Source organism: Vibrio kyushuensis, from assembly GCF_050337325.1.
GTDB lineage: Bacteria > Pseudomonadota > Gammaproteobacteria > Enterobacterales > Vibrionaceae > Vibrio > Vibrio kyushuensis.
This window is the reverse complement of the sequence record NZ_JAKJSV010000006.1, coordinates 247,301-271,667: the sequence shown is the minus strand read 5'-3', so window position 1 is coordinate 271,667 and position 24,367 is coordinate 247,301. Positions and strand designations below refer to the sequence as shown.

17 protein-coding genes and 1 pseudogene are annotated in these 24,367 nt (G+C 42.0%); 6 read left to right on the top strand and 12 right to left on the bottom strand.

The window, feature by feature from the left end; translation table 11 throughout:
• Window positions 1-97: 97 nt before the first annotated feature.
• The 5 genes from L4D20_RS14810 to L4D20_RS14790 form a co-directional block, all read right to left on the bottom strand.
• Window positions 98-1,009 (bottom strand): siderophore ABC transporter substrate-binding protein, encoded by a 912-nt coding sequence (locus L4D20_RS14810; protein WP_428802376.1) that lies wholly within the window; start codon window positions 1,007-1,009, stop codon window positions 98-100.
• 11 nt (window positions 1,010-1,020) lie between these two features.
• On the bottom strand, window positions 1,021-2,991 hold the full coding sequence (locus L4D20_RS14805) for a TonB-dependent receptor plug domain-containing protein (RefSeq protein WP_428802375.1): 1,971 nt from the start codon (window positions 2,989-2,991) through the stop codon (window positions 1,021-1,023).
• Between the two features lie 197 nt (window positions 2,992-3,188).
• Window positions 3,189-4,523 carry a sensor histidine kinase gene (locus L4D20_RS14800; protein WP_428802374.1) on the bottom strand — a complete coding sequence of 445 codons (1,335 nt, stop codon included), beginning with the start codon at window positions 4,521-4,523 and terminating at the stop codon, window positions 3,189-3,191.
• Entirely contained in the window at window positions 4,520-5,278 is a 759-nt protein-coding gene (locus L4D20_RS14795) for a response regulator transcription factor (RefSeq protein WP_428802373.1), read from the bottom strand. Before L4D20_RS14795 ends, L4D20_RS14800 begins: the two co-directional genes overlap by 4 nt.
• A 242-nt stretch (window positions 5,279-5,520) precedes the next feature.
• Entirely contained in the window at window positions 5,521-6,030 is a 510-nt protein-coding gene (locus L4D20_RS14790; protein WP_428802372.1) for a DUF2062 domain-containing protein, read from the bottom strand.
• Between the two features lie 227 nt (window positions 6,031-6,257).
• On the opposite strand from L4D20_RS14790, the gene L4D20_RS14785 reads away from it, so the two are divergent.
• From L4D20_RS14785 to kdsB, 5 genes are read left to right on the top strand one after another with little or no spacing between them, the layout of a single operon-like run.
• On the top strand, window positions 6,258-8,294 hold the full coding sequence (locus L4D20_RS14785) for a DNA internalization-related competence protein ComEC/Rec2 (protein ID WP_428802371.1): 2,037 nt from the start codon (window positions 6,258-6,260) through the stop codon (window positions 8,292-8,294).
• 32 nt (window positions 8,295-8,326) lie between these two features.
• The gene (msbA, locus tag L4D20_RS14780; RefSeq protein WP_428802370.1) at window positions 8,327-10,075 is read left to right on the top strand and encodes a lipid A ABC transporter ATP-binding protein/permease MsbA; all 1,749 of its coding nucleotides are present in this window, start codon (window positions 8,327-8,329) and stop codon (window positions 10,073-10,075) included.
• Between the two features lie 3 nt (window positions 10,076-10,078).
• Window positions 10,079-11,086, top strand: coding sequence for a tetraacyldisaccharide 4'-kinase (gene lpxK, locus L4D20_RS14775; protein ID WP_428802369.1), 1,008 nt, complete (start codon window positions 10,079-10,081; stop codon window positions 11,084-11,086).
• Entirely contained in the window at window positions 11,067-11,246 is a 180-nt protein-coding gene (locus L4D20_RS14770) for a Trm112 family protein (RefSeq protein ID WP_428802368.1), read from the top strand. The genes lpxK and L4D20_RS14770 overlap by 20 nt, the downstream gene beginning before the upstream one ends.
• Complete coding sequence (gene kdsB / locus L4D20_RS14765; protein WP_428802367.1) at window positions 11,246-11,995, top strand: 3-deoxy-manno-octulosonate cytidylyltransferase; 750 nt, start codon at window positions 11,246-11,248, stop codon at window positions 11,993-11,995. Before L4D20_RS14770 ends, kdsB begins: the two co-directional genes overlap by 1 nt.
• 180 nt (window positions 11,996-12,175) lie before the next feature.
• Here the strand turns inward: kdsB and L4D20_RS14760 are convergent, their stop codons facing one another.
• The 5 genes from L4D20_RS14760 to pflA form a co-directional block, all read right to left on the bottom strand.
• The gene (locus L4D20_RS14760; protein ID WP_428802366.1) at window positions 12,176-13,732 is read right to left on the bottom strand and encodes a SpoVR family protein; all 1,557 of its coding nucleotides are present in this window, start codon (window positions 13,730-13,732) and stop codon (window positions 12,176-12,178) included.
• A gap of 12 nt (window positions 13,733-13,744) precedes the next feature.
• Window positions 13,745-15,016: a YeaH/YhbH family protein gene (locus L4D20_RS14755; RefSeq protein WP_428802365.1), complete on the bottom strand. Its 1,272-nt coding sequence runs from the start codon at window positions 15,014-15,016 to the stop codon at window positions 13,745-13,747.
• 96 nt (window positions 15,017-15,112) lie between these two features.
• Window positions 15,113-17,047 (bottom strand): PrkA family serine protein kinase, encoded by a 1,935-nt coding sequence (locus L4D20_RS14750; RefSeq protein WP_428802364.1) that lies wholly within the window; start codon window positions 17,045-17,047, stop codon window positions 15,113-15,115.
• A 238-nt stretch (window positions 17,048-17,285) separates the two neighbouring features.
• Complete coding sequence (locus L4D20_RS14745) at window positions 17,286-17,786, bottom strand: YfbU family protein (RefSeq protein WP_428802363.1); 501 nt, start codon at window positions 17,784-17,786, stop codon at window positions 17,286-17,288.
• A 65-nt stretch (window positions 17,787-17,851) separates the two neighbouring features.
• The gene (gene pflA, locus L4D20_RS14740) at window positions 17,852-18,592 is read right to left on the bottom strand and encodes a pyruvate formate lyase 1-activating protein (protein ID WP_428802362.1); all 741 of its coding nucleotides are present in this window, start codon (window positions 18,590-18,592) and stop codon (window positions 17,852-17,854) included.
• Between the two features lie 227 nt (window positions 18,593-18,819).
• Between pflA and L4D20_RS14735 the strand changes: the two genes are divergently transcribed.
• Entirely contained in the window at window positions 18,820-20,700 is a 1,881-nt protein-coding gene (locus L4D20_RS14735; RefSeq protein WP_428802361.1) for a methyl-accepting chemotaxis protein, read from the top strand.
• Window positions 20,701-20,746: 46 nt separating this feature from the next.
• Here the strand turns inward: L4D20_RS14735 and L4D20_RS14730 are convergent.
• Together L4D20_RS14730 and pflB are read right to left on the bottom strand one after the other, a co-directional pair.
• Window positions 20,747-21,723: pseudogene (locus tag L4D20_RS14730) on the bottom strand (lipid A deacylase LpxR family protein).
• 190 nt (window positions 21,724-21,913) lie between these two features.
• Window positions 21,914-24,190, bottom strand: a complete 2,277-nt coding sequence (pflB, locus tag L4D20_RS14725; RefSeq protein WP_428802360.1) for a formate C-acetyltransferase — start codon at window positions 24,188-24,190, stop codon at window positions 21,914-21,916.
• Window positions 24,191-24,367: the final 177 nt, after the last annotated feature.

Here is a 24,367-nt window from a genome sequence, read left to right as displayed (position 1 = left end):
CGGTTCAATAATTAGAAAGCCACCCTAGCCATACACAACGTTTGGCTAGGGTGGCAGTTGTTAGTCTCAACATGTGTTTTGCATATTCTACTAAGAACTAATTGAGGACCGATTGAATATCGTCAATCATTTTTTGATTAGCTTGTATTCCACTTGCTGAGATATACCAAGCGTGAGAATCAAGGTAACTGATCTTATCGTTCCTATATACGGGTAACTTATTGATTAATGGGTTATCAAACTGCTCTTTTGCCGTTGCTTTCGATTGACCAATAGCCGCATCTCTATCTAATACCAACATATATTGAGGATTAACCTTAGTTATATATTCGTAACTAATAGCATCACCGTGTTGGTACGTTTCACTGTTTCCGTATGATTCAGAAAACCCAAACAGAGAGTAGATAGCACCGTATCGAGACTTCGCTCCAAATGTTGTTAGATTACCGCCACTTACCATGACAACTAACGCATCGGCTTTGTCTGCTGTAACTTTAGCGTGTATCGCATCGATTTGATCTTGCTGATCTCGGATTATAGACTCGACTTGTTCTTGCTTTTCGAATATGTCTCCAATCATTCTCCAAGCTTGCTGAGTTGTTTCCCAATAATGCTTAGAGTCAGCCATGAAAAGAACAGTGGGCGCTATTTTTTCTAGCTCGGATATAGACCCAGAGCTTCTATTGCTGACGATGATCAAATCTGGTTTTAATGTAAAGATCGTTTCAAAGTCGGGCTCAAATAAAGAACCGACAGTTTTAAAGCGTTCGTCCTGAAATTTAGTTAGGTAAGGAGGCATTGGTGACTTTACGACTCCGATAGGTTCAATCCCTAATTTATCAAGTACATCAAGGCTATCCATGCCAAGCACAACAACGCGTTCAGGTTTAGTTTCAACTTGAGTTTCGCCCATAAGGTGTTTTACTGTGATGGTTTCAGCAGCAGTAAATTGGCTCAGTAGTAGTGTTGCACTAGCGACAATTGAAACAATATATCTATTATTAAACATTAGCTGCCTCCCTAGAAATCATAAGAAACGTTGAAACGCACATCTCGCCCTGCTGAATAAACGCCAGCAACAGACTCCCATCCAGTACCAAACTTAGAGTAATCACCAATACTTGAATGATCACGGTAGTATTCGTTGAATAAGTTAGTCACAGTAAGGTTAACATTCAGATCTTGGTTGTTTAATGGGTACCATTGCACATAAATGTCATGGACTTGATATCCAGGTTTGTCTATGTATGAACTGTCAGGCACCCAGTCGTTAGCGACTTCAACACCATTTAGGTCAGCCACATAGATGTAGTTCCAGCCTAATTCAATATCCGGATTTACATTGTAGGTAAGGTTAAGACCAAAGGTATCGCCTCGAGAATTGCCTATACCAACATGGTCATAGCCATTGAGGTCTTGGCCATTTAGTTCAGCATCGACACTACTAAAGCTTGCTATTGCTGTTAGGTCATCAAGCCAGTAGGTTGCTTTAAGCTCATAACCTTTAGTTTTTAGCTTGCCCACATTTTCATATTGACGGCTCTGTACGTCGATAACGTCATCGATGGTGCTTTGGAAAACAGTAGCAGATGCTAACCAGCTCGCTTGTCGGTATTCAAGGCCCACTTCAGTATTTTCAGCCGTCTCTTCTTTTAAATCAGGATTGATTGAATAAGAATCTAGAGTGAATGTGTCACCAACTTGTTTACCACGCAGTGCTTGCGCATAGCCTGCGTTAAGCTTTAGGCCATCAATAATTTGGTAGTTAAAGCCAATGTTAGAGCTCACGCCATCGCTGTCTATTTTTGTACCCGTAGACAATTGTTCCATTTGGTAATTGTCATAACGAGCCCCAAAACTTATTAGGAGAGCTTGTGTTGCTTGCCAGTGGTCTTGAACGTATAAACCAAAGATATCTCCTTCTTCTTTTATTGCGGGCTCTGCGCCTGGTTCAAGTGATTTAGCGGCAGCCTCATCTGTACGGTATTCAAGGCCGTATGTAATAGCATGTTGTTGTAGGTGGCTAGTGTTACGGATATCAAACCCAAGTGTGTTCACTTCGCCGTTGTATAGTCCCCAGCGGCCATCTTGAGTGATATCAGCTTGGGTGTAATACAGTGAATTTTCCATATTGACAAAATCACTAAAATTCAGAGTATGATTTGCCGCGAAGGTGTGTCTCTGAGTTTCCACTGGATATAAAGGAGCATCGGCTATTACATGCCAGTTTGGGCGTTGACCGAATTCGCCGTCTTCATTACGATTCTCGTAACTTAACGTTAATGTTTGATTATCAGTTAAATTGCCATCAATTTTAATAAATCCGAGCGCTTTATCAGATGAAGTACCGGTGATCTCATCACCGTTACCATCTTCCATGTTGTCATTGCTAGTGGTAACAAATGAGCCAAGTAGTCCCCAGTTTTCATTGATTTCGCCGTATAAACTGGCGCTCGTTTTATGTCCATCATTGCTAAAGTAGCTAGCACTGACGGTACCACCGAAGCTTTCTCCTGGTGCTAGTAGATCATGAGCACTTTTTGTCTTGAACCGAATAGCACCGCCTAGTGCGCCGAAATCACTTGTAGCTTCACCTGCACCCGCTTGAACTTCAACAGTCTTTAAAAGATATGGGTCAATTGATAAGCGGCCCGTATGGTGAAATAGAGTACTTGTTTGTGGTGCTCCATCGACAGTCACGTTTAAGTAGGTATCTTCCAACCCTCTCACGTAGACTTTTTGCGCCATTCCTACAGAACCACCTACTGATACCGATGGGTCAGTACGGAATATGTCTTCAAGATCTTGAGCTTGATAGCTTTCAAGCTCGGTATCTGTCACCGAAAAGTTAGTCAGTTCACCAACAACAACGATCACTTCGGGTTTTTGGCTGTCCACTTCTGGCGTTTTTTCAGGGCTTTCTGCAAGGGCGATGGGGGAAGCAAGAGTACCTGCAATAGCCATTGCAAGTAACGAGACTTTGAATTCCATATATACTATTCCGTTATTTATTTTTATTTGGTTTTCTTAAGCTGGACGATATATTCGTCAGCTCACCACTGAATGATAATGAGATTCCTTATCATTTGCGCGTGATAATCGCTCTTTACGCCTTACAGGTAAATAAGTTTTACAATTGTTACAAATCAAAGAGATTGCATAGTTGATATTTTTGTTGATAGCTTCATTTATACGGGCAGAAGAATAGTGAATCTTAATCCCTTATCGAGATGATTTTTTGCCGATATAGCGCCTTTTACTGCCTCAATGTGGCGCTTAGCCAAAGCGAGCCCGACCCCAAAGCCTTTACGAGAACCTACTTGTTCTTCTGCCTTGAAAAATGGTTTAAATATCTCACTATAAAGTTTGGGGTCGATACCCGGACCGCTATCAGTAATGGTTAGGCAGACTTGATTGTTTTCGATCGTGGCGTGTACATTCAGGGATTGGGCTGGTGGTGTATAGCGGAGACCGTTTCGGATAATATTTTCAAGAGCATGACCAACGGCCCTTTGATTTGATTGAGGCAGTGGAAGAGAGTTAGGGATGTTTAGTTCAAGCTGACGGTCGGGGTACTCGAATCTTGCATCTTCAATAATGGCCTCCAAGAGTTCACTTAAGTCAAAAGACTCTATACGTAAATCGGGTCTTTCGTTTTCAATCCATGCGAGTGTTAATGTATCTTCGGCCAATTGCCGCATTTGCAAAACCTCAGCCCTTATTCGTTCCACCATCACATCAGGGCTAATATCTTGTTCTACGCAATCTACGGCCATTTCTATTCTAGCTATCGGTGTGCGTATCTCATGAGACATGTCCGCGATCAGGTTTCGATTATGCTCGATCACCGTAGATGTTCTTTCTACCATTATGTCAAACGTTCGCGCAACTTGACCAAACTCATCTTCACCTAAAGAGACACTATCTGCTATTCGAGCTTGATAATTACCACGGCTGAACTCAACCGCCGCTGAGTGAAAATGTTTTAATGGCGTCATCACCTGACGATAGATATATAGGGTTAATGCGAATAGAGCGACAAAAGGAATCACCACTCGATATAGCCAGAATGCGTGAGATTGATAAGCGCCAGGGCGCATTCGGTCGGGAAGAATGATTAGAAAATGATAATTAGAGGGGGTAAGAGCGACCTCCATGATTGGATTATCGGGAAAATAGAGGTGTATTTTCCATGTTTCAGAACGCCCTATACCATAGCCTTGCCAAAAACGTTCGTTGAGGGGGTTGCCTGCGACATTATCAATTTGAGAGCGAATAACGGTTACCCAAGTATTTTCTTGAATAGCGAGTTCTTTTAACCATTTATCCAATTTAGAAGAGTCTCCTTCATCGAGAAGGGCTTGGGCTTTTGATCCCCAAGTGCGAATTTGTGCCTGATGTAACTCGTCGATATAACTCATTTTTTCGTCCGATAATATGGCGGCGCTATGTAGTAGAGAAAAGAAAATAACCACACCGAGAGACAATATGACGAACAGCCGCCAAAAGAGATATTTTTTCATTGGAATAAGTATCCTCTTCCGTGAACGGTCTGGATTCGATTTGCTAGCATGCCTGCTTCTACCAACCTTTTTCTAACTCTACTTAAGTGCATATCGAGACTTCGATCGTAGGGGCTGAACTCTCTTTCCAGAACGGTTTGGTACAAGTAGGGCTTGGTTTGTAAGGAGCCTCGGTTATGAACAAGCGTCCACAGCAATTTGAATTGGATAGGCGTTAAGTCTATACGTCTGGATTGGTTTGATACGGTCACTAAAACAGAATGTTCAGTTCGATTGAGTACTAACTCCTGAGCAATGAGCTCAACGGATTGTGGGGGAGGGGATGACTGTTTTTGGGTTCGCCTTAATACGGCTTCAATTCGAAGGCTTAACTCGGTGAAGTTGCAAGGCTTAGATATATAGTCGTCGGCTCCTGATTGGAATCCACGAATTCTATGTTCTTCTGCGGCATATGCAGTAAGAAGGATTACTGGGGTCTCACTGTGTTCTCGGATGAAATGTAAGAGGCTTAAACCGTCAACGCTAGGGAGCTCAATGTCGAGAATCGCCAAGTCGAACTGGTGATTTTTTAATACAACCAATGCCTTTTCGCCGCACTGTATACCTGTTACCGAGTATCCTTTTGTCTTCAGCAGAGATGTGAGCTGCTGATTGAGAACTGCGTCATCTTCAACTAATAAAATGGAGGTGGTTACGGGATCACTATAAGTGATTGTGGCTTCTACGAAGCTTGCATTGGTGTGTTCTCTGAACATAATAAATCTCATTTCACGTAATGAGATTTATTATCATTTACTTGAGGTGGGAAATCAAAGCATAAGTCGTCAAATTATAGCGGGATTAAAGCTTGTAAGAATCGCAGATACAAAGTTTGTCTAACGAAGGGCAACAGGCATAGGTAGCTTTTAATCATATCGACATAACTTTGGGTTACATCGGTAATTTTAAGTGTGTGCTAATTCTATATCTGTTGTCTTTATCTTTAAGGTGTATTTGGCTAGCGTAGTCGGCGTTGTTGCCAGCTTCGAACAACAGAATAGCGCCATAGCCCTTTTATCCCAAAGTAGCCGATCATCGCCGCGATGATACCGCAGATTAAGCAACCGAGTAGGAATGGGGGTCCAATGGTGTGCATTTGACTAAACAAGAATTCCCAGGTGAGTTCAAAGTGAAAACTCTGAGCAGGAACATTCATAACAAGTGCACCAACTTTATAAGCGCAGTAGAACAAAACAGGCATAGTAACCGGATTGCTTATCCAGACTAAAGCGACCGAAAGAGGAAGGTTTACACCACAAGAAATTGCTAAACCAGCAGCCATGATCATTTGGCTTGGAAGAGGAACAAAAGCCATGAATAGACCAACCGCAAATGCTCCCGCAGCGGATCGACGATTCAAACACCAAAGGTTAGGGTTATATAAAACATTGCCAAAAATTTTTAATGCCTTCTGACGCTTAATCACGCTGTGGTCAGGCATAAAACGTTTGATGAATTTTCTTGGCATAGGGAAATATGACTCTCTTATTTAATTACTGGACGTTGTTATCGTTCTCTATAACTGTATTAAGCGCTCCATTCTGGCCATTCTTGCCGGACTGGAAGTGGTCTATTCTCTCCATTACGTGCACATTACTTTCAATCAAGTATAGAAGGCTACGTAGATTATTTGGCATTTCCCTTGCGATATTCATCGTGTTAATAAATGGTAATCAATTACAACATCAGCAGAATATGATTTTTAGAACCGCTGCGGATATTACCATAAATGCTCGAATTGACAGCTTTTTTAAGCAAATCAGTCATGGTTATGAGGGCACTGTTTTACTTAGATCAATCAATGGTCAAAGTTTGCCCTATTTACTCCAGCCTAAGGTTCGACTTGTCAGTGACAGACCTTTTAGACTTGGTGATATTATCAATGCGACAGTCTCGGTTAAACCTATTTATGGTCGGTTAAATGAAGTTGGGTTTGATATCGAATCCTATTATATATCGCAAAGGTGGGTTGCACGAGCCTCAGTGAATAGAGCAAAGTCTTATGTAGTTAAAAGTAGTACTTCATATCGACAGGTACTTTATCAGCGAATACTAGGATATCTAGAACAAAGTACAGTGAAAGGCCCGATTATTGCGCTAGTCTTTGGCGAGCGTAGTTTTATTACAAAACAGCAGTGGAAAAACTATCGAAATAGCGGATTAATTCATCTTATTGCTATCTCGGGCTTACATATCGGGGCAATGTTTTTTGTTGGTTTCTGGTTGGGTAAGTTAATCAGCCGATGTTCAATGTGGCTGCTTTGGGCTCCTTGGTTTTGGGGAGTAACATTCGCTTTAGGTTACGCTTGGCTTGCTGGTTTTAGTTTGCCGACGCAACGAGCTTTGGCTATGTGTGTTTTAGGCTCAATATTTATTCTCTCTAGCACCCAACAGCCTCTTCCTAAAAAGCAGCTAGCGACACTCGCATTAGTATTATTGATCTCTCCGTTTTCATCTTTCTCTAGTAGCTTTTGGCTCTCTTTTTATGCTGTATCTATGGTGTTTTATATTTTAGGCCAAACTGAGACGAATAAGGGAAAGTTATTGGTTGCATTAAAAGTGCAGGTATTAATTGTCTTTTGGATGGTACCAATAACGGCTTTAATATTCAGTGGTACGAGTATTAGCAGCCTGATATATAACGCAATATTTGTCCCTTGGTTTAGCTTTGTCATTATTCCCACTATATTAATTTCATTACTGATGACAGCTATTAACGTTGAATTTGCCTCCCAGTGTTGGGGAGTCGTCGAGTATTTAATGCAGCCAATACAGTGGAGTACAAATTATGCCTCGAATAGCTGGGTGACATTATCGCAAAACCAAATCACATTTATCGCTTCCACGTCAGTTCTGCTTTTCATCGGTTATTACTTAAATAAACGAGCACGGATAATGTTGATGGTTCTATTTACTACGTTCTGGTGTCATAAATGGGTCATGCCAACAGATTCAAGTAAATGGCGAGTAGACGTATTGGATGTAGGGCATGGCCTTGCAATATTAATTGAGAAAAATGGCAAGGCGATAGTGTATGACACCGGAAACAAGTGGAATACAGGGTCTATTGCTGAGTCAACAATCATCCCAATATTGGCTAAGCGAAGTATTAACACTGTCGACGGTCTTATATTGAGCCACTTAGATTCAGACCATGCTGCAGGTAGAACTACATTGGAGGAACGTTTTGCCCCACGTATAAAACTGACTCCGCAGAGACTTCCGAATTATATGCCTTGCACGGTCGGTGAGACTTTAGATTGGGAAGGGCTAAAATTTGAAGTGCTATGGCCCCCTAAGCCTGTTAATAGAGCGTATAATCCTCACTCTTGTGTCATTAGAGTCGTTGATAATCAATCAAACTTTAGCCTTTTATTGACAGGGGATATTGAGGCATTAGTTGAGTGGATGCTCGTGCGTAATCCAACACAATTAGTAAGTGATGTATTAATCGCGCCTCATCATGGTAGCGCTACGTCTTCAACACCTAGATTTATTGAAACAGTGAACCCCGAAGTTGTTATCGCATCTCTAGCAAAAGGTGGAAGGTGGCAATTGCCCGACCCGCGAGTTGTTGACCGATATACTCGGGAAGGGGCTGACTGGTTAGATACTGGTCAGCATGGGCAAATTACCATACATGTTAGCCAAGATATGTGGCAGGTTTCTAGTATTCGTCAAAGAGAAGGTGCTCGATGGTATAGGCAGATGCTACGGAACGGAGTAGAATAACCGCAATATTGCATTCAAAATAAAGCACTTCTATGTCTACCACTACAGATGAAACTACGCTGCATACTTTTAAGCGCCTTTGGACTTATATTCGACTTTATAAGGCAGGTCTCGCTGTTTCTGTTGTTGCACTTGTCATAAACGCTGTTGCTGACACATATATGCTTTCTCTGTTAAAGCCTCTTTTAGATGAGGGCTTTGGAGATGCGGAGTCCAGTTTCCTACGCACTTTACCGTTGATCATCTTTGGTATGATGTTCATCCGCGGATTGAGCGGGTTTGTCTCGACTTACTGTTTGAGTTGGGTTTCAGGAAATGTCGTGATGCTGATGCGTCGTAAGATATTCCATCAGTTTATGCATATGCCAGTTGCTTTTTTCGATAAAGAATCCACAGGTGGATTGCTGTCTCGTATCACTTATGACTCTGAACAAGTAGCCGGTGCAACGAGCCGAGCATTGGTGAGTATAGTACGCGAGGGAGCCAGTATTATTGGATTACTGACGCTGATGTTTTGGAACAGTTGGAAGCTTTCATTAGTGCTATTTCTTGTTGCTCCGTTGGTCGCATGGGGTATCAGTATTATTTCGAAGCGCTTTCGCAAGATATCTAAAAACATGCAAACCAGCATGGGTAGTGTAAGTTCATCTGCTGAGCAAATGTTAAAAGGGCATAAAGTTGTTCTAAGCTACGGTGGGCAAGACGTTGAACGCGCGCGTTTTGATAATGTAAGTAATCAAATGCGTCAGCAAACCATGAAGCTTGTAGCGGCTCAAGCGGTGGCAAACCCCGTTATCCAGTTGATTGCCTCAATTGCGATTGTGACGGTTCTATTTCTCGCGAGTGTTGATTCTATTCGAGCAGAATTAACGCCAGGTACTTTTACAGTTATCTTCTCTGCGATGTTTGCTTTGATGCGCCCGCTAAAATCTTTAACTAATGTTACGTCCGAATTCCAGCGTGGTATGGCTGCGTGTCAAACGCTCTTCTCATTAATGGATCTAGAAACTGAACGTGATCAAGGCAAGTTAAAAGTAGAAAAGGCAGTAGGTTCAGTAGCGGTTGAGAATGTAACGTTTACTTATGAAGGAAAAGATAGCTCAGCATTAACTGATGTAAGCTTTACAATTCCAAAAGGGAAAACAGTGGCTTTAGTGGGGCGGTCTGGTTCTGGTAAAAGTACTATCGCTAATCTATTTACCCGGTTTTATGATGTTGATTCAGGCACGATTAAGCTCGATGGCCATGATGTACGTGATTATGAGCTAACAAATCTACGAACTCATTTTGCATTAGTTTCTCAGAACGTTCACTTATTTAACGATACGATTGCCAATAACATATCTTACGCAGCAAGCGAGCAATATAGCCGTGAAGAGATAGAACATGCAGCCAAACTTGCGCATGCGATGGACTTTATTGATAACCTTGACGACGGGTTAGACACGATTATCGGTGAAAATGGTTCAAGCCTATCTGGTGGACAACGTCAACGTATCGCAATAGCTCGAGCACTGCTACGAGATGCACCTGTTCTTATTCTTGATGAGGCGACATCAGCACTTGATACTGAATCAGAAAGAGCAATACAAGCTGCCCTTGAAGAGCTGCAAAAAGATAAAACAGTACTGGTGATTGCACACCGCCTATCTACGATTGAAGATGCCGATGAAATCTTGGTTGTCGACGCAGGTAAAGTAATTGAACGCGGGCCGCATGCAGAGCTGTTAGGTCAAAATGGCGCTTATGCTCAGTTACATCGTATTCAATTTGGTGATTAACCTGTGATCGAAAAAATTTGGTTTCAGAATCATCCCTTAAAATATCTGCTTTGGCCATTTTTGTGGCCATTGAGCCAGTTATTCTTATATATAAGTACAAAACGCCGAAGTGCTTATGAGTTAGGTAATAAAACGAGTTACCGAGCGCCTATTCCCATTGTTGTGGTCGGAAACATAACCGCTGGTGGTAATGGTAAAACGCCAGTAGTAATTTGGCTTGTTGAGCAGTTAAAAAAGCAAGGTTATAAGCCAGGTGTGGTCTCTAGAGGATATGGTGCTAAAGCGCCAAGTTATCCACTAGTTGTTGAACTCTCGACTTCTGCACACCATTGCGGAGATGAACCCAAGCTCATCAAGCAGAGAACAGGTGTTCCAGTTGCCGTCTCACCAATCCGTTCAGAAGCGGTTCAAGCGTTATTGGTAGAAGATGTAGATATCATCATCACTGACGATGGACTTCAACACTATGCGCTACAGCGTGATATTGAGTTTGCTATAGTCGATGGTGCAAGACGCTTTGGTAATGAGTGTTTACTACCCCTAGGGCCACTGAGAGAGGGACTCTCGCGCCTTGAAGAAGTGGATTTCGTTATTACTAACGGCGGAAAACCTGAAAGCGGTGAGATAGCAATGACGTTATCGCCAGATGAAGCGGTTAATCTAGTCACTGGCGAGCGAGTATCGGTCAAAACATTACAACGAATAGTTGCATTTGCCGGAATAGGACATCCTCCTAGATTTTTTAACACATTGAGTCAGCTTGATGCACAGCTAGTTGAAACCAAAGGTTTTGCAGATCATCAAGCGTATCAAGAGCAAGAGTTAGATGCGTTAAGCCAGCTGGGTTCAAACATCATCATGACAGAAAAAGACGCGGTGAAATGCCGAGAATTTGCGAAGGAGACATGGTGGTATTTACCTGTTTCTGCTGAATTTGAGCCGGTCAATGAACAGCGCATTTTAGATAAAATAAAAGAGGTTATGGAACAATATGGATCATCGTCTATTTGAAATCGTCGCTTGCCCTGTATGTAAGGGTAAACTGACATTTGATAAAGAAAACCAAGAACTTATTTGTAAAATTGACAGACTTGCATACCCAGTTAAAGAGGGTATCCCTGTTCTGATTGAACCTGAAGCTCGTACGATTACGGCAGAAGAGGGACGTTAATGTCATTTACTGTTGTTATTCCTGCACGCTTTCAGTCGACGCGTCTTCCGGGTAAGCCTTTAGCTGATATTGCAGGGAAACCTATGATTCAGTGGGTTTACGAGCAAGCCATTCAAGCTGGAGCCGAACAGGTTGTCATAGCGACAGATGATAAACGGGTAGCACAAGCTGTAACATCATTTGGTGGGCAAGTATGCATGACCTCGGCAGACCATGAGTCTGGTACTGAGCGTTTAGCTGAAGTTGTTAAAGTGATGAACATACCTGATGATCATATTATCGTTAATGTTCAGGGAGATGAGCCACTCGTGCCACCTTCTATCATTAAACAGGTTGCAGAAAATTTGGCTGGCAGCGTTGCTCCTATGGCAACATTGGGTGTTGAAATTTCTGATGAGAGTGAAGTCTTTAACCCTAACGCGGTTAAGGTTGTGACCGATAAAGAAGGTTACGCTCTGTACTTTAGTCGTGCCACTATACCGTGGGATAGAGATGCTTTTAATAAAGAGAACCCTAGCGTTTCTCAACCTCTACTGCGTCACATTGGTATATATGCTTATCGTGCCGGTTTTATTAATACCTACATTAATTGGCAACCGACAGCGTTAGAAAAGATTGAGTGCTTAGAGCAATTGCGTGTCCTTTGGCATGGTGAAAAAATCCATGTTGATATCGCAAAAGAAGCGCCCGCTGCTGGCGTTGATACTCCAGAAGACTTAGAGATAGTGAGAGCTATTTTATCTCATTGATTACTGATTACTGATTACTGATTGCTAACAACTAATAGATGATGCTTCTCTACTGCTAACGGTAAGCTAAGTTACAAGTTTAGCTTGAGTATCTAAGTTGTATTTCAGAGCCATAAAAAAGGAGCGAATATCGCTCCTTTTTATATTTAAAATTTTTAACTTCAATTTCAGCTGCTAGCTTCAAGTCTTAGAATCATATTCCTTTCGCGGTGGGCATGTGGCAAGGATCTCGCGCCGCCCTGTCTCTTTACGCTCTTCTAAAATGACGTCAAAGCCCCAGATTCGATGAAGGTGCTTGAGCACTTCTTCATAGTTGTCGTCCAAGGGGACTCTATCTTGTGGGACATATTGCAAGGTCAGAGAACGATCGCCACGAACGTCAACATTAAAAACTTGGATATTTGGCTCTAAGTTACTTAAGTTATATTGAGCCGCAAGCTTCTCACGTATTTCACGGTACCCTGAATCATTATGAATGGCACTTACTTCAATGTAGTTCTTTCTGTCATCATCATTGATAGCAAATAGCTTAAAATCGCGCATTAGTTTTGGTGACAAGTACTGGCTAATAAAGCTCTCGTCTTTAAAGTTATGCATGGCAAAGTGAAGAGAATCAAGCCAATCAGAACCTGCTAAATCGGGAAACCACTCCTTGTCTTCATCTGTGGGATTTTCACAGATCCGTTTTATGTCTTGGAACATCGCAAATCCAAGTGCGTATGGGTTTATCCCACTAAACTGAGGGCTGTTGTACGCAGGCTGAGCGACGACACTTGTGTGACTGTGTAGGAACTCTAAGATGAACTTATCTGACACTAGCTCTTCGTCATAAAGATGATTCAATATGGTGTAGTGCCAGAACGTTGCCCAACCTTCGTTCATGACTTGAGTCTGTTTTTGTGGATAGAAATATTGGCTGATTTTACGAACAATCCGAACAATTTCGCGTTGCCAAGGCTCTAGCAGCGGAGCATGCTTTTCTATGAAATATAAGATGTTCTCTTGAGGTTCGGTCGGGAACCTAACCTTCATATCTTCTTCTTCCGTTTTTGCCTTTGGTACGGTTCGCCAAAGTTCATTCACTTGTGATTGAAGATAGGATTCTCTTTCTTGCTGACGAGCAGTCTCTTCCGCAATGGATATTTTTTCCGGACGTTTATAACGGTCCACACCGTAATTCATTAGGGCATGGCAGGAGTCGACTAACTCCTCAACTTCAGCTACGCCATATTTCTCCTCACATTCCGTTATATAATTTTTAGCAAACAACAGGTAGTCGATGATTGAACTGGCATCTGTCCAAGTCTGAAATAGATAATTGCCTTTGAAGAAAGAGTTGTGTCCATAGCAGGCATGCGCCATTACAAGTGCTTGCATCGTGACTGTATTTTCTTCCATTAAATAGGCGATACAAGGGTCAGAGTTAATCACTATTTCGTAAGCCAACCCCATTTGGCCATGCTTATAGCCTTGCTCTGTTTGAATGAATTTTTTGCCAAAAGACCAATGATTATAATTGATCGGCATCCCAATACTGGAATACGCATCCATCATCTGTTCAGACGTAATAACTTCAATTTGATTAGGGTAGGTATCGAGTCGATAATGTTGAGCTACCCGCTTTATTTCAACGTGATACTGTTCAAGTAAACTGAATGTCCAGTCAGGTCCATCTGGAAGCATCTTATGCTTTGCTTTATCTGCCTTAGATTTCGTTACTTTCGATTTTGTAGTCATGGGCACATTTCCCTAAGCTGTTTCTTTTTGAAAAAGTTCCCTAAAGACTGGGAATATGTCATCAACAGTACGGATGTTTTTCATGGCGAAATTATCAAACTGTTGCTCCAATTTTTCATACTCATGCCACAGTGTTTGATGGGAGCGACGGGTAATTTCTATGTATGAATAATACTGACAGGTCGGCAGCAGTTTATTGACCAGTAACTCTTTACATCGTGGTGAATCATCTGCCCAGTTGTCTCCGTCAGACGCTTGTGCGGCGTAGATATTCCATTCTGCTGCGGGGTAACGATCCGCTACGATTTCATTCATTAGCTTTAATGCGCTAGATACTATGGTTCCACCTGTTTCTTGTGAGTAGAAAAATTCGTGTTCATCCACCTCTTTTGCTTGAGTATGGTGGCGAATAAATACCACGTCGACGTTTTCATAAGTGCGGTTTAAGAACAGGTACAATAAAACATAGAAACGTTTAGCGATGTCCTTTGTGGCTTGATCCATAGAGCCCGATACATCCATTAAACAAAACATGACGGCTTGGCTAGAGGGCACAGGGCGCCTTTCATAGTTTTTAAAACGCAGATCAAAGGTATCGATAAATGGTACGGCTTTGAGTTTATTTCTTAATTCTTCGATTTCCTCCTTGATGCGTTTCTCTTCAAGCATTTGGGCTGGCTCAGTGTTTCTGATCTGTTCAAGTTCTTGTTCTAATTCAGCTAGCAAACGTTTTTTCCCAGCGGTCATTGCCGTCCGACGTGCCAGTGATTGTTGCAATGAACGAACAATAGCGATGTTAGAAGGAATACCTGCTGTTTGAAATCCGGCGCGATGAATTTTCCATTCGGTTACTTTGTTAACTTGATTTTTTTCGAGGTTCGGGAGTTCGAGATCTTCGAATAGAAGGTCTAAGTATTCATCTTTTGAGATCTGGAATACAAACTCATCTTCGCCTTCTCCATCAGGACTCGCATCACCTTCTCCAGCCCCTTTCCCTTGACCACCTCCTTTAGGGCGCTCAATTTTGTCGCCTTTGATGAACTGGTCATTGCCAGGATGTACACGTTCGCGCTTGCCACCTTTGCCTTGGTGGAAGCTAGGCTCTTTGATATCACGATGGGGAATAGAAACATCTTCACCGGAATCTGTGTTTGTGATTGAGCGGCGGTTTACAGCATCTGCAACCGATTCTTTAATCTGTTCTTTATGGCGACGCAAAAATCGTTGGCGATTGACCGCACTCTTGTTTTTTCCGTTTAGCCTTCTGTCGATAAATTGTGCCATAAGCAATTCCTCTATAAACATCACACCACTGAGCCTTTAGCCATCAATACAGTTTGTAGTGATGGCTAAGACCTACGGGTTTAGCGTTGCCTGCAGTTAAGAAGATTTACGTACGCGTAAATACCACTCAGATAGCAATCTTACTTGTTTCTCGGTATAGCCTTTTTCCATCATACGCGCGACAAAATCATCGTGTTTTTTCTGATCTTCCGACGATGTTTTTGCGTTGAAAGAGATAACGGGTAATAGCTCTTCCGTGTTAGAGAACATTTTCTTCTCGATAACAGTGCGCAGTTTTTCATAGCTCGTCCAAACTGGGTTTTTACCATTGTTATGAGCTTTTGCACGAAGAACGAAGTTAACAATCTCGTTTCGGAAGTCTTTAGGGTTACTGATCCCAGCAGTTTTTTCAATTTTCTCAAGTTCGCTGTTTAGTGAGCCTCGGTCGAACAGCTGCCCTGTTTCTGGATCGCGATATTCTTGATCTTGAATCCAAAAATCAGCGTAGGTTACGTATCGATCAAAAATATTCTGACCATATTCTGAGTAAGATTCCAGATAGGCGGTTTGGATCTCTTTTCCGATAAATTCGACGTATCTTGGTACTAGGTAACCTTTAAGATATTCGAGATATTTCTCAGCTTGCTCTTGTGGGAACTGCTCTCTTTCAACTTGTTGTTCGATGACATAGAACAGATGAACCGGGTTAGCCGCTACCTCTGTTTGGTCAAAGTTAAACACTCTAGATAAAATCTTGAACGCAAAACGGGTTGATAGACCTGACATGCCCTCATCAACGCCTGCATAGTCTCGATACTCTTGATAACTCTTCGCTTTAGGATCTGTATCTTTTAGGGTTTCTCCGTCATAGACTCGCATTTTAGAGAATAGAGATGAATTCTCTGGCTCTTTTAGGCGAGATAGAATACTAAATTGAGCTAACAATCCTAACGTACTAGGGGAGCATGGCGCTTTTGAAAGCTCAGAATGTTCAAGTAACTTCTGATAAATCTTAACTTCTTCAGAAACACGTAGGCAGTAAGGTACTTTCACAATGTACACACGGTCTAAGAAAGCCTCGTTGTTTTTATTGTTTCTAAACGTCTGCCACTCTGATTCATTCGAGTGAGCGAGGATCATGCCGTCAAATGGCAGGGCAGATAGCCCTTCTGTACCATTGAAATTCCCTTCTTGTGTTGCGGTTAATAGTGGATGTAGCACCTTAATTGGCGCTTTAAACATTTCGACAAACTCCATCAACCCTTGGTTTGCCTTACAAAGAGAACCTGAATAGCTGTATGCGTCAGGATCATCTTGAGAGAAGTGCTCTAATTGGCGAATATCAACTTTACCAACCAAAGAGGATATATCTTGGTTGTTTTCATCTCCGGGCTCTGTTTTAGCAATGGCGACCTGTTCAAGAATAGAGGGACGTATTTTGACGACTTTGAATTTAGATAGATCACCACCAAACTCGTTTAAACGTTTGGCTGCCCAAGGAGACATGATGGAGCGTACGTATCGCTTCTCTATGCCATAATCTTGTTTCAGTACTTCCCCGTCTTCATTAACATCGAATAGACAGAATGGGTGATCGTTAACTGGGCTTCGCTCACCATTAGCTGAAAGCACATAAATCGGCATTTGTTGCATCAAGGCCTTTAGTTTTTCAGCTAAAGACGATTTACCACCACCAACCGGACCTAACAAATAGAGTATCTGTTTACGTTCTTCTAGCCCTTGAGCTGCATGTTTTAAATAAGAAACGATCTGCTCTATGGCATCTTCCATCCCATAGAAATCTTTAAATGTCTTATACCTTGAGATCACACGATTGGAGAAAATACGGCTCAATGTGGGGTCTAGTGCCGTGTCAATGACTTCTGGCTCACCAATAGCGAGCAGAAGTCGCTCGGCTGCGTTAGCGTAGGCACTTTTGTCATCCTTACAAAGAGTAAGAAACTCTTGAAGTGACAACTCTTCATCCTTGGCTGCCTCGTAGCGTGCTTGGAAGTGGTCGAAAATACTCATACTGAAATCCCCTCTGAACCGATCAAACTGTCAAACAACCCGCATAGAAAATACAAATCCTTTCATATTTAAGATTAGTTTAGTTTCAGAATTATGCTTAACAATTATGCGTTTAATTACTAAAGAGTGATGTAGAGAAAGTTTTAACCAATGAATAGCTTAGGTGGGAATTTTGAATAAAAAAAGGGCTAGTAATGACTACTAACCCTTTTGATATTATTGTTACTAGACAGTGAGCCTAAGCATTGAAAATTTGATTCAATTCAGTTGCACATAAATGGTACTGACGTGGGCAAGCGCGCCATGTCACTAGCATGCGGCGGTACTTGTCTAGCATTGGCATCTGACTGTTGAAGTGATGGTCGGCTTTATCAAATTGCGGATATAGACCTTCAGAATCAACAAGGAAACGAACGTAGTTAACCAATTGAGATTCGCGAGCAATATCGAAACCTAAAAACTGAAGGCGTCTTTGATCAACATCTTTCCGCTCATCTTCTTTAAGCATCTTATTTGACTCTTGCATCGCATGATACATCTCCAAAATATCGATAATTTGACGACATTCCGCTTCGACAATACAGCCAAAATCTTTGTTGAGCTCTTGCATTTGTAGTTCATAGCCACGCTCTACAATAGTTTGAAAACGCTTATATTTTTCAGCATTCTCAGGAGCCATTTGTGACATTAGGTAATACTGGTTTGATAGGATCAAACGTTGAGCATTTGTCATTTCCATCGTGATTCTCTGTTAGTTTTAATTTGTTAGAATTAGTTTTTACGGCAATAGCCGTCGAGTTTAAATCAGTATTTTACGTTTGAATTATACTGACTCAAGATAGACTGAATTTTGTCCATTGTTTCTGTTGATGGCGGATCGATATCTTCAAGTGCGTAATCAAACCCTAGTGCTTCCCATTTGTGCGCACCAAGTCTGTGATAAGGCAAAAGCTCTACTTTTTCGATGTTATCCATATCTTTGATAAACTCGCCAAGCATATGCGCAGCTTCTTCATCATCAGTATAACCAGGAACAACAACGTAACGAATCCAAGTCTTCTGGCCGATTTTTTGTAAATATCGGGCAAAGTCCAATGTACGGTTGTTAGATACACCAATGAAATCTTGATGGATCTCATCTTTCATGTGCTTGAGATCGAGCATAACAAGATCAGTAGACTCTAATACATCATCGACAACTTCAGTATGTTTACGAACATGTCCATTGGTGTCTAGGCAGGTATGAATGCCTTCGGCTTTAGCAGCACGAAAGAAGTCTCGAACGAATTCAGGTTGAAGCATCGCTTCTCCACCGGAACAGGTGATGCCACCGCCGGAAGCTTTCATAAAGTGGCGATATGATTTCGCTTCATTAATAATTTCTTCAACAGTGATTTCTTTGCCACCATGGGTATCCCAAGTATCGCGATTATGGCAATACTTACAACGCATTAGGCAGCCTTGCATAAAGACGATAAAACGAATGCCGGGGCCATCGACAGTACCACAAGACTCAAAGGAATGAATGCGACCAGTTGTTGACATGAACTCATCTCATAAAAGGAATAATTGCAGACTATTTTATTATAAATAGCCCCGTATAAACAGGACTTGTGACAGTAACTATATCTTTATAAAACAGTGAGGAAAAAACATCGCATATCACGGGCGATATGTTATAGAGTTGTTATAATTAATAAAACTATAAATAAGAACTCAGTTGCTCATTTTTTGCTTAATCTATTTATCTGAATGATAAATAAGGGTATGTCATGGAAGTATTTGCTCTATCTCAACGACAAAAGATTACTCTTTTTTTAGTCGTTTTATCCATAGGTTTCATTTGCCTTGGAATTTTCACATCTAACCGCCTGTCTATCATGGGGACACAATATCAAAGCAGTGGCGATGTTGCTGCTGGTTCAATTTCAATCCATAAAACACAAAGTGAGCTATTAGCTTTAGCCGCTGATCTTGATTCATTAACGGCGACTCAAGTTGGAGAAGTAAAAAGCAAAATTGAAGAGATCAAGCAAATGGTGGCCCAAGATAGCGTCTTTCTTAAAGAGCTAGAATTATCACTGGAAGCCGATAATTTATCTGGCAGTGTTGAGCAGTTCTCTCAAACGCTTCTACCATGGTTAGATGTAAAGTCTGAGCTTGGTTTTAATGTAGACGAAGGTAAGTTAGGTCAGTTAAAACAGCTGGCAGTCACGATAGAAATGAAGATTGAAGAAACCGGAATGGTCACCCTGAATTCTGATTTTCAAGCAATGATAAAAGCGCAACAAAATTATCTTCTACAGCCGAATGAACAGAATCTAAAATTATTTAATCGGGCGATGGCTGGATTCGTCAATATGTCGAACACCTATGCGATGCTCGATTTGTACGAAGAAGAGATTGAGGTAATGAAGACGACCTTTATGAGGGTCGCAGAGCTGTCTCAACAGATGGGTACAATTGAACAAAGTCTGTTCCAAAGTGAATCTCGCTTGACGACCGTCATTAAAGATGTCACCAGCATACTCGCTGGAATCACCACACAATATGAAGATAATGCAGAGCATAGTGCGATGCAAACTCAGTGGTCAGTGTTGATCGCTTGCGCGGTATTAGCCGTGTTTACCATTGCCATATTTATTAAGGTAAGCATGACGTTAACGCGTTCGATTAATCAGACCAGTGCTGTGTTATCTGGTGTCGCGAAAGGGGATTTGTCACAAAGAATGGAAATTGGAGATAACTCTAATGACGAGTTCAATCAGCTTGCGATGACGATAAATGAGAGTTGTGAAAATTTAGGAGAGCTTGTTCATGGCGTACAGCAGAGTAGTAATGCTCTGTCGGAAAATGCAGCAGAGCTTAATAATGGAATCGATACCTTGGTTCATAACCAATCTAAAGTACTCGGTCAGACAGAGCTATTAGCTTCTGCGACAGAAGAGGTGAGTGTCACCACACAAGAGGTTTCAAATTCATTAGAGTTTGTTGCTGATATAAGTAAGTCATCGACGAAGGCTGCAGAAGAGGGCGCGACAGTCATTAAAGCAGCGATTGATTCGTTGGAAGATGTGAACGGAATTTTACAATCTGCGGCAGGACATATTCAGCAGCTAGAAACTGCGTCATCAAAAGTTGACTCTGTCATGGAGATCATCAATGGCATAGCCGAGCAAACGAATTTACTTGCACTAAATGCGGCGATTGAAGCGGCAAGGGCAGGTGAACAAGGCCGTGGATTTGCCGTAGTGGCTGATGAAGTTCGAAATCTGGCAGTGAGAACAGTTGACGCTGTAGGAGAAATTTCTGGAACGATTGAAACCATGAAAAAAGAGAGTGCCGAGGTTATTCAGTACATTGGCCAATCTGAATCTTCTATTCATGCAGGGCAGGATAAAGGTCATGAAGCAATGACTGCACTAAGCCAAATCACTGAAAAAGCAGACGATGCTGCGCACCAAACCGAAGTCATCTTCGCGTCGATTCGAGAGCTTGCGACGACCAGTCAGTCAATGGCCAATAATATGATAGAAATCTCTTCTGCTATGAAAGAGCTAGAAGATAACAATGAGCAACTGCGTCAAACCAGCCAGCTCGTAGATCAACGATCAAGCAGCCTGAATTCAGACTGCGATCGCTTTAATATATAATTGTAAAATTGTTAGTTTGAGTTAGCAGAAAAAAAGAGAAAACTGGTTAGAAGAATGCGAATAGAGATAGGGCACCCGTTCCATATATGGAACGGGTGCCTCTTTATAATCGGGAGTTTTCGCTGTTAGCGTAAAGCTCGCCCCTACATATTGGTTATACCAAACAGCCCCCCAAACAGCACTAGATTGCCAGTTTTCTAAGGTGGCGGGGTACTCTTCAGGGTTTGAAAGGTTTGGTCGCTCGCCTTCGATAGTAATGTCATTAAATCGATAACGCCCTTCAATACCAGTGAACAAAAACCACGCCGTTTTTGAAGCGCCAATCATTCCGGGCCTAAATGGGTTTTCTGTTGAAATGTTGGCTGCCCCCATATTTCCACTAAGATCTGTGCCCCAGCGAAGCATCATCCCTGTAGATAGGTCACTTCGAAATCCACCTATATTGCCTTCGCTAATATTTGAGAATTCCAGCTCTGTAGAACCAAATGAGTTGTGTCGACCTAGATTGAAGTGAGACAAGTAACCTGCATTGGCAACAAATCCCTCATCCACTTGATATTCCCAACCATTAGGGTCATCGGATCCTGTGATGCTATGAACCAGTTTTTGAGCTTGACTAGCAAATGAATTCTCGCCAACAGTACCTAGAGTGAGGTTAAAACGTTGCGCCTGTTGAGGATGAAGACTTATAAAGTTGAACTCACCGTGAAAGTAGCCAGCATAGGGGCGGTCATAGGCAACGGGTTCAAAAGATTCGATATCATTTGGCGTCCACATTTTATGTCCAAGGTTAAACTCAAACTTGTCGAGTGATGTAGCACCCCATACGGACAAACTAAGGGGGGTGAGTATCCATGGTGTATTAATTGCACTGGAAGTATAAGAGAGAAAAAGACCATTGGTGTAGTCTTGGTCAACACCAAAAATACCATCATTATCTAATGCAAAAGTGACGGTTGAGCGCTCAGAAGCGGCAACACTTGAAGAGGCGATGATTAAAGCTAGGAGAAAACGTGACTTCATTCTAGTACTACGAGTAATGATTGACTCTTGATACTACAGCAAAAAATAGGCCAAAGTGAGCGGCAATAATACTGAAAACAAAAACTGTGCGCACTCTCAAATTACGATGGTTCGAATCTGATTTATGAGTTGATAAATAACAAAAAGCCCCGCAGACGCGAGGCTTTATCAATCATTGACGGTCTATCAACTATAGAGAGTCAGTGAAAGTACGTGCGATTACGTCAGCTTGTTGCTCTGAAGTTAGAGAGTTAAAGCGTACAGCGTAACCAGAAACACGGATTGTTAACTGAGGGTATTTCTCAGGGTGCTTAACTGCGTCTTCTAGCGTTCCGCGGTTAAGAACGTTCACGTTAAGGTGTTGACCACCTTCAATGCCAGTTTCGTGGTGGAAGTAACCATCCATTAGACCAGCAAGGTTAGAACGTTGGCTATCTTCTTCTTTACCTAGTGCGTTTGGCACGATAGAGAAAGTGTAAGAGATACCATCTTGAGCGTCAGCAAACGGTAGTTTACCTACAGATGTTAGAGATGCTACAGCACCTTTCTCATCACGACCGTGCATTGGGTTCGCACCAGGAGCAAAAGGAGCACCTGCACGACGACCATCTGGTGTGTTACCCGTCTTCTTACCGTAAACAACGTTAGACGTGATAGTAAGGATAGATTGAGTAGGGATAGCGTTACGGTACATTGTAAGCTTACGGATTTTACCCATAAATGTAGAAACAAGTTCACAAGCGATGTCATCAACGCGTGCGTCATTGTTACCAAATTTAGGATAATCACCTTCGATTGCAAAATCAGTTGCGATGCCGTCTTCGTCACGGATAGGTTTAACTGTCGCGTGCTTGATTGCAGACAGTGAGTCAGCAGCAACAGACAGGCCAGCAATACCACAAGCCATTGTACGACGAACGTCACGGTCATGAAGAGCCATTAGAGACGCTTCGTAGCTGTACTTGTCGTGCATGAAGTGGATGCTGTTTAGAGCAGTCACGTATTGCTTAGCTAACCAATCCATGAATGTGTCTAGGCGACCCATTACGTCATCGTAGTTAAGTACTTCGTCAGTGATCTTGTCGCCTACTGGGCCAACTTGCATTTTCAGCTTCTCATCAACGCCGCCGTTGATTGCGTAAAGCATCGTTTTAGCAAGGTTTGCACGAGCGCCGAAGAACTGCATTTGCTTACCAACAATCATTGGAGATACACAACAAGCGATTGCGTAATCATCAGATTCTAGGTCAGGACGCATTAGGTCATCATTTTCGTACTGGATAGAAGAAGTATCGATAGATACCTTCGCACAGAAACGTTTGAAGCCGTCAGGCAGTTGCTCAGACCAAAGAACAGTGATGTTTGGCTCTGGAGAAGGCCCCATAGTGTATAGGCTGTTTAGGAAACGGAAGTTCGTACGTGAAACTAGAGTACGACCATCAACACCCATACCACCCATAGATTCTGTTGCCCAGATTGGGTCACCAGAGAATAGCTCATCGTATTCAGGTGTACGTAGGAAACGAACCATACGTAGCTTCATTACGAAGTGGTCAATCATTTCTTGAGCTTGAACTTCAGTGATGTTGCCAGCAGCGATATCACGTTCGATGTACACGTCTAGGAAAGTCGAAGTACGACCTAGAGACATTGCAGCACCGTTTTGAGATTTAACAGCAGCTAGGTAAGCGAAGTAAGTCCACTGAATAGCTTCTTGAGCAGTTTGAGCTGGCTCAGAGATGTCGTAACCGTATTTCTCAGCCATAACTTTCATTTGGCCTAGAGCGCGGTGTTGCTCAGAGATTTCTTCACGAAGTTGCATTGTTGCCGCAAGATCTTCACCGTTTTCGAAACGCTCTTGAAGAGAAGCAAACTGTGCTTGCTTGTCTTTCATTAGGTAGTTTACACCGTACAGTGCTACACGACGGTAATCACCAATGATACGACCACGGCCGTAAGCATCAGGAAGACCAGTTAGAACACCAGACTTACGACATTTTAGGATGTCAGGAGTGTAGATATCGAAAACACCAGCATTGTGTGTTTTACGGTATTCTGAATAGATTTTTGAAACCATTGGGTCAAGAGTTTCACCGTATGCTTTACAAGAACCTTCAACCATACGTACACCACCGTTAGGGATGATTGCACGTTTTAGTGGCTTCTCTGTTTGTAGACCAACGATAGTTTCTAAATCTTTGTTGATATAGCCAGCATCATGAGAAGTGATGGTAGAGATAACAGACGTATCAAAATCAACAGGTGCTTTAGTAGCATTTTCCTGTTTGATACCTTCCATTACTTTGTCCCAAAGCGAATTAGTTGCTTCAGTACCTTCAGAAACTAGGAAAGATTCGTCGCCTTCATACGGCGTGTAGTTCTTTTGAATAAAATCACGAACGTTTACTTCGCTTTGCCACTCACCTGCAGCAAAACCTTCCCAAGCTTTAGCAAATTGCTCTGCCATGACATACCTACCTTTTTAGTAGAAAAAATACATACTGTTTTCGCTGTTCAATCAGCTATCTTCACAAGAAGATCAGTACTCACATTAATAACAATATCTATAATAATAGAAACTTCTATCTCGAAAACTATACATATTGTCATTTACATTAAAACGACATAGAAACACTGTCTAAAA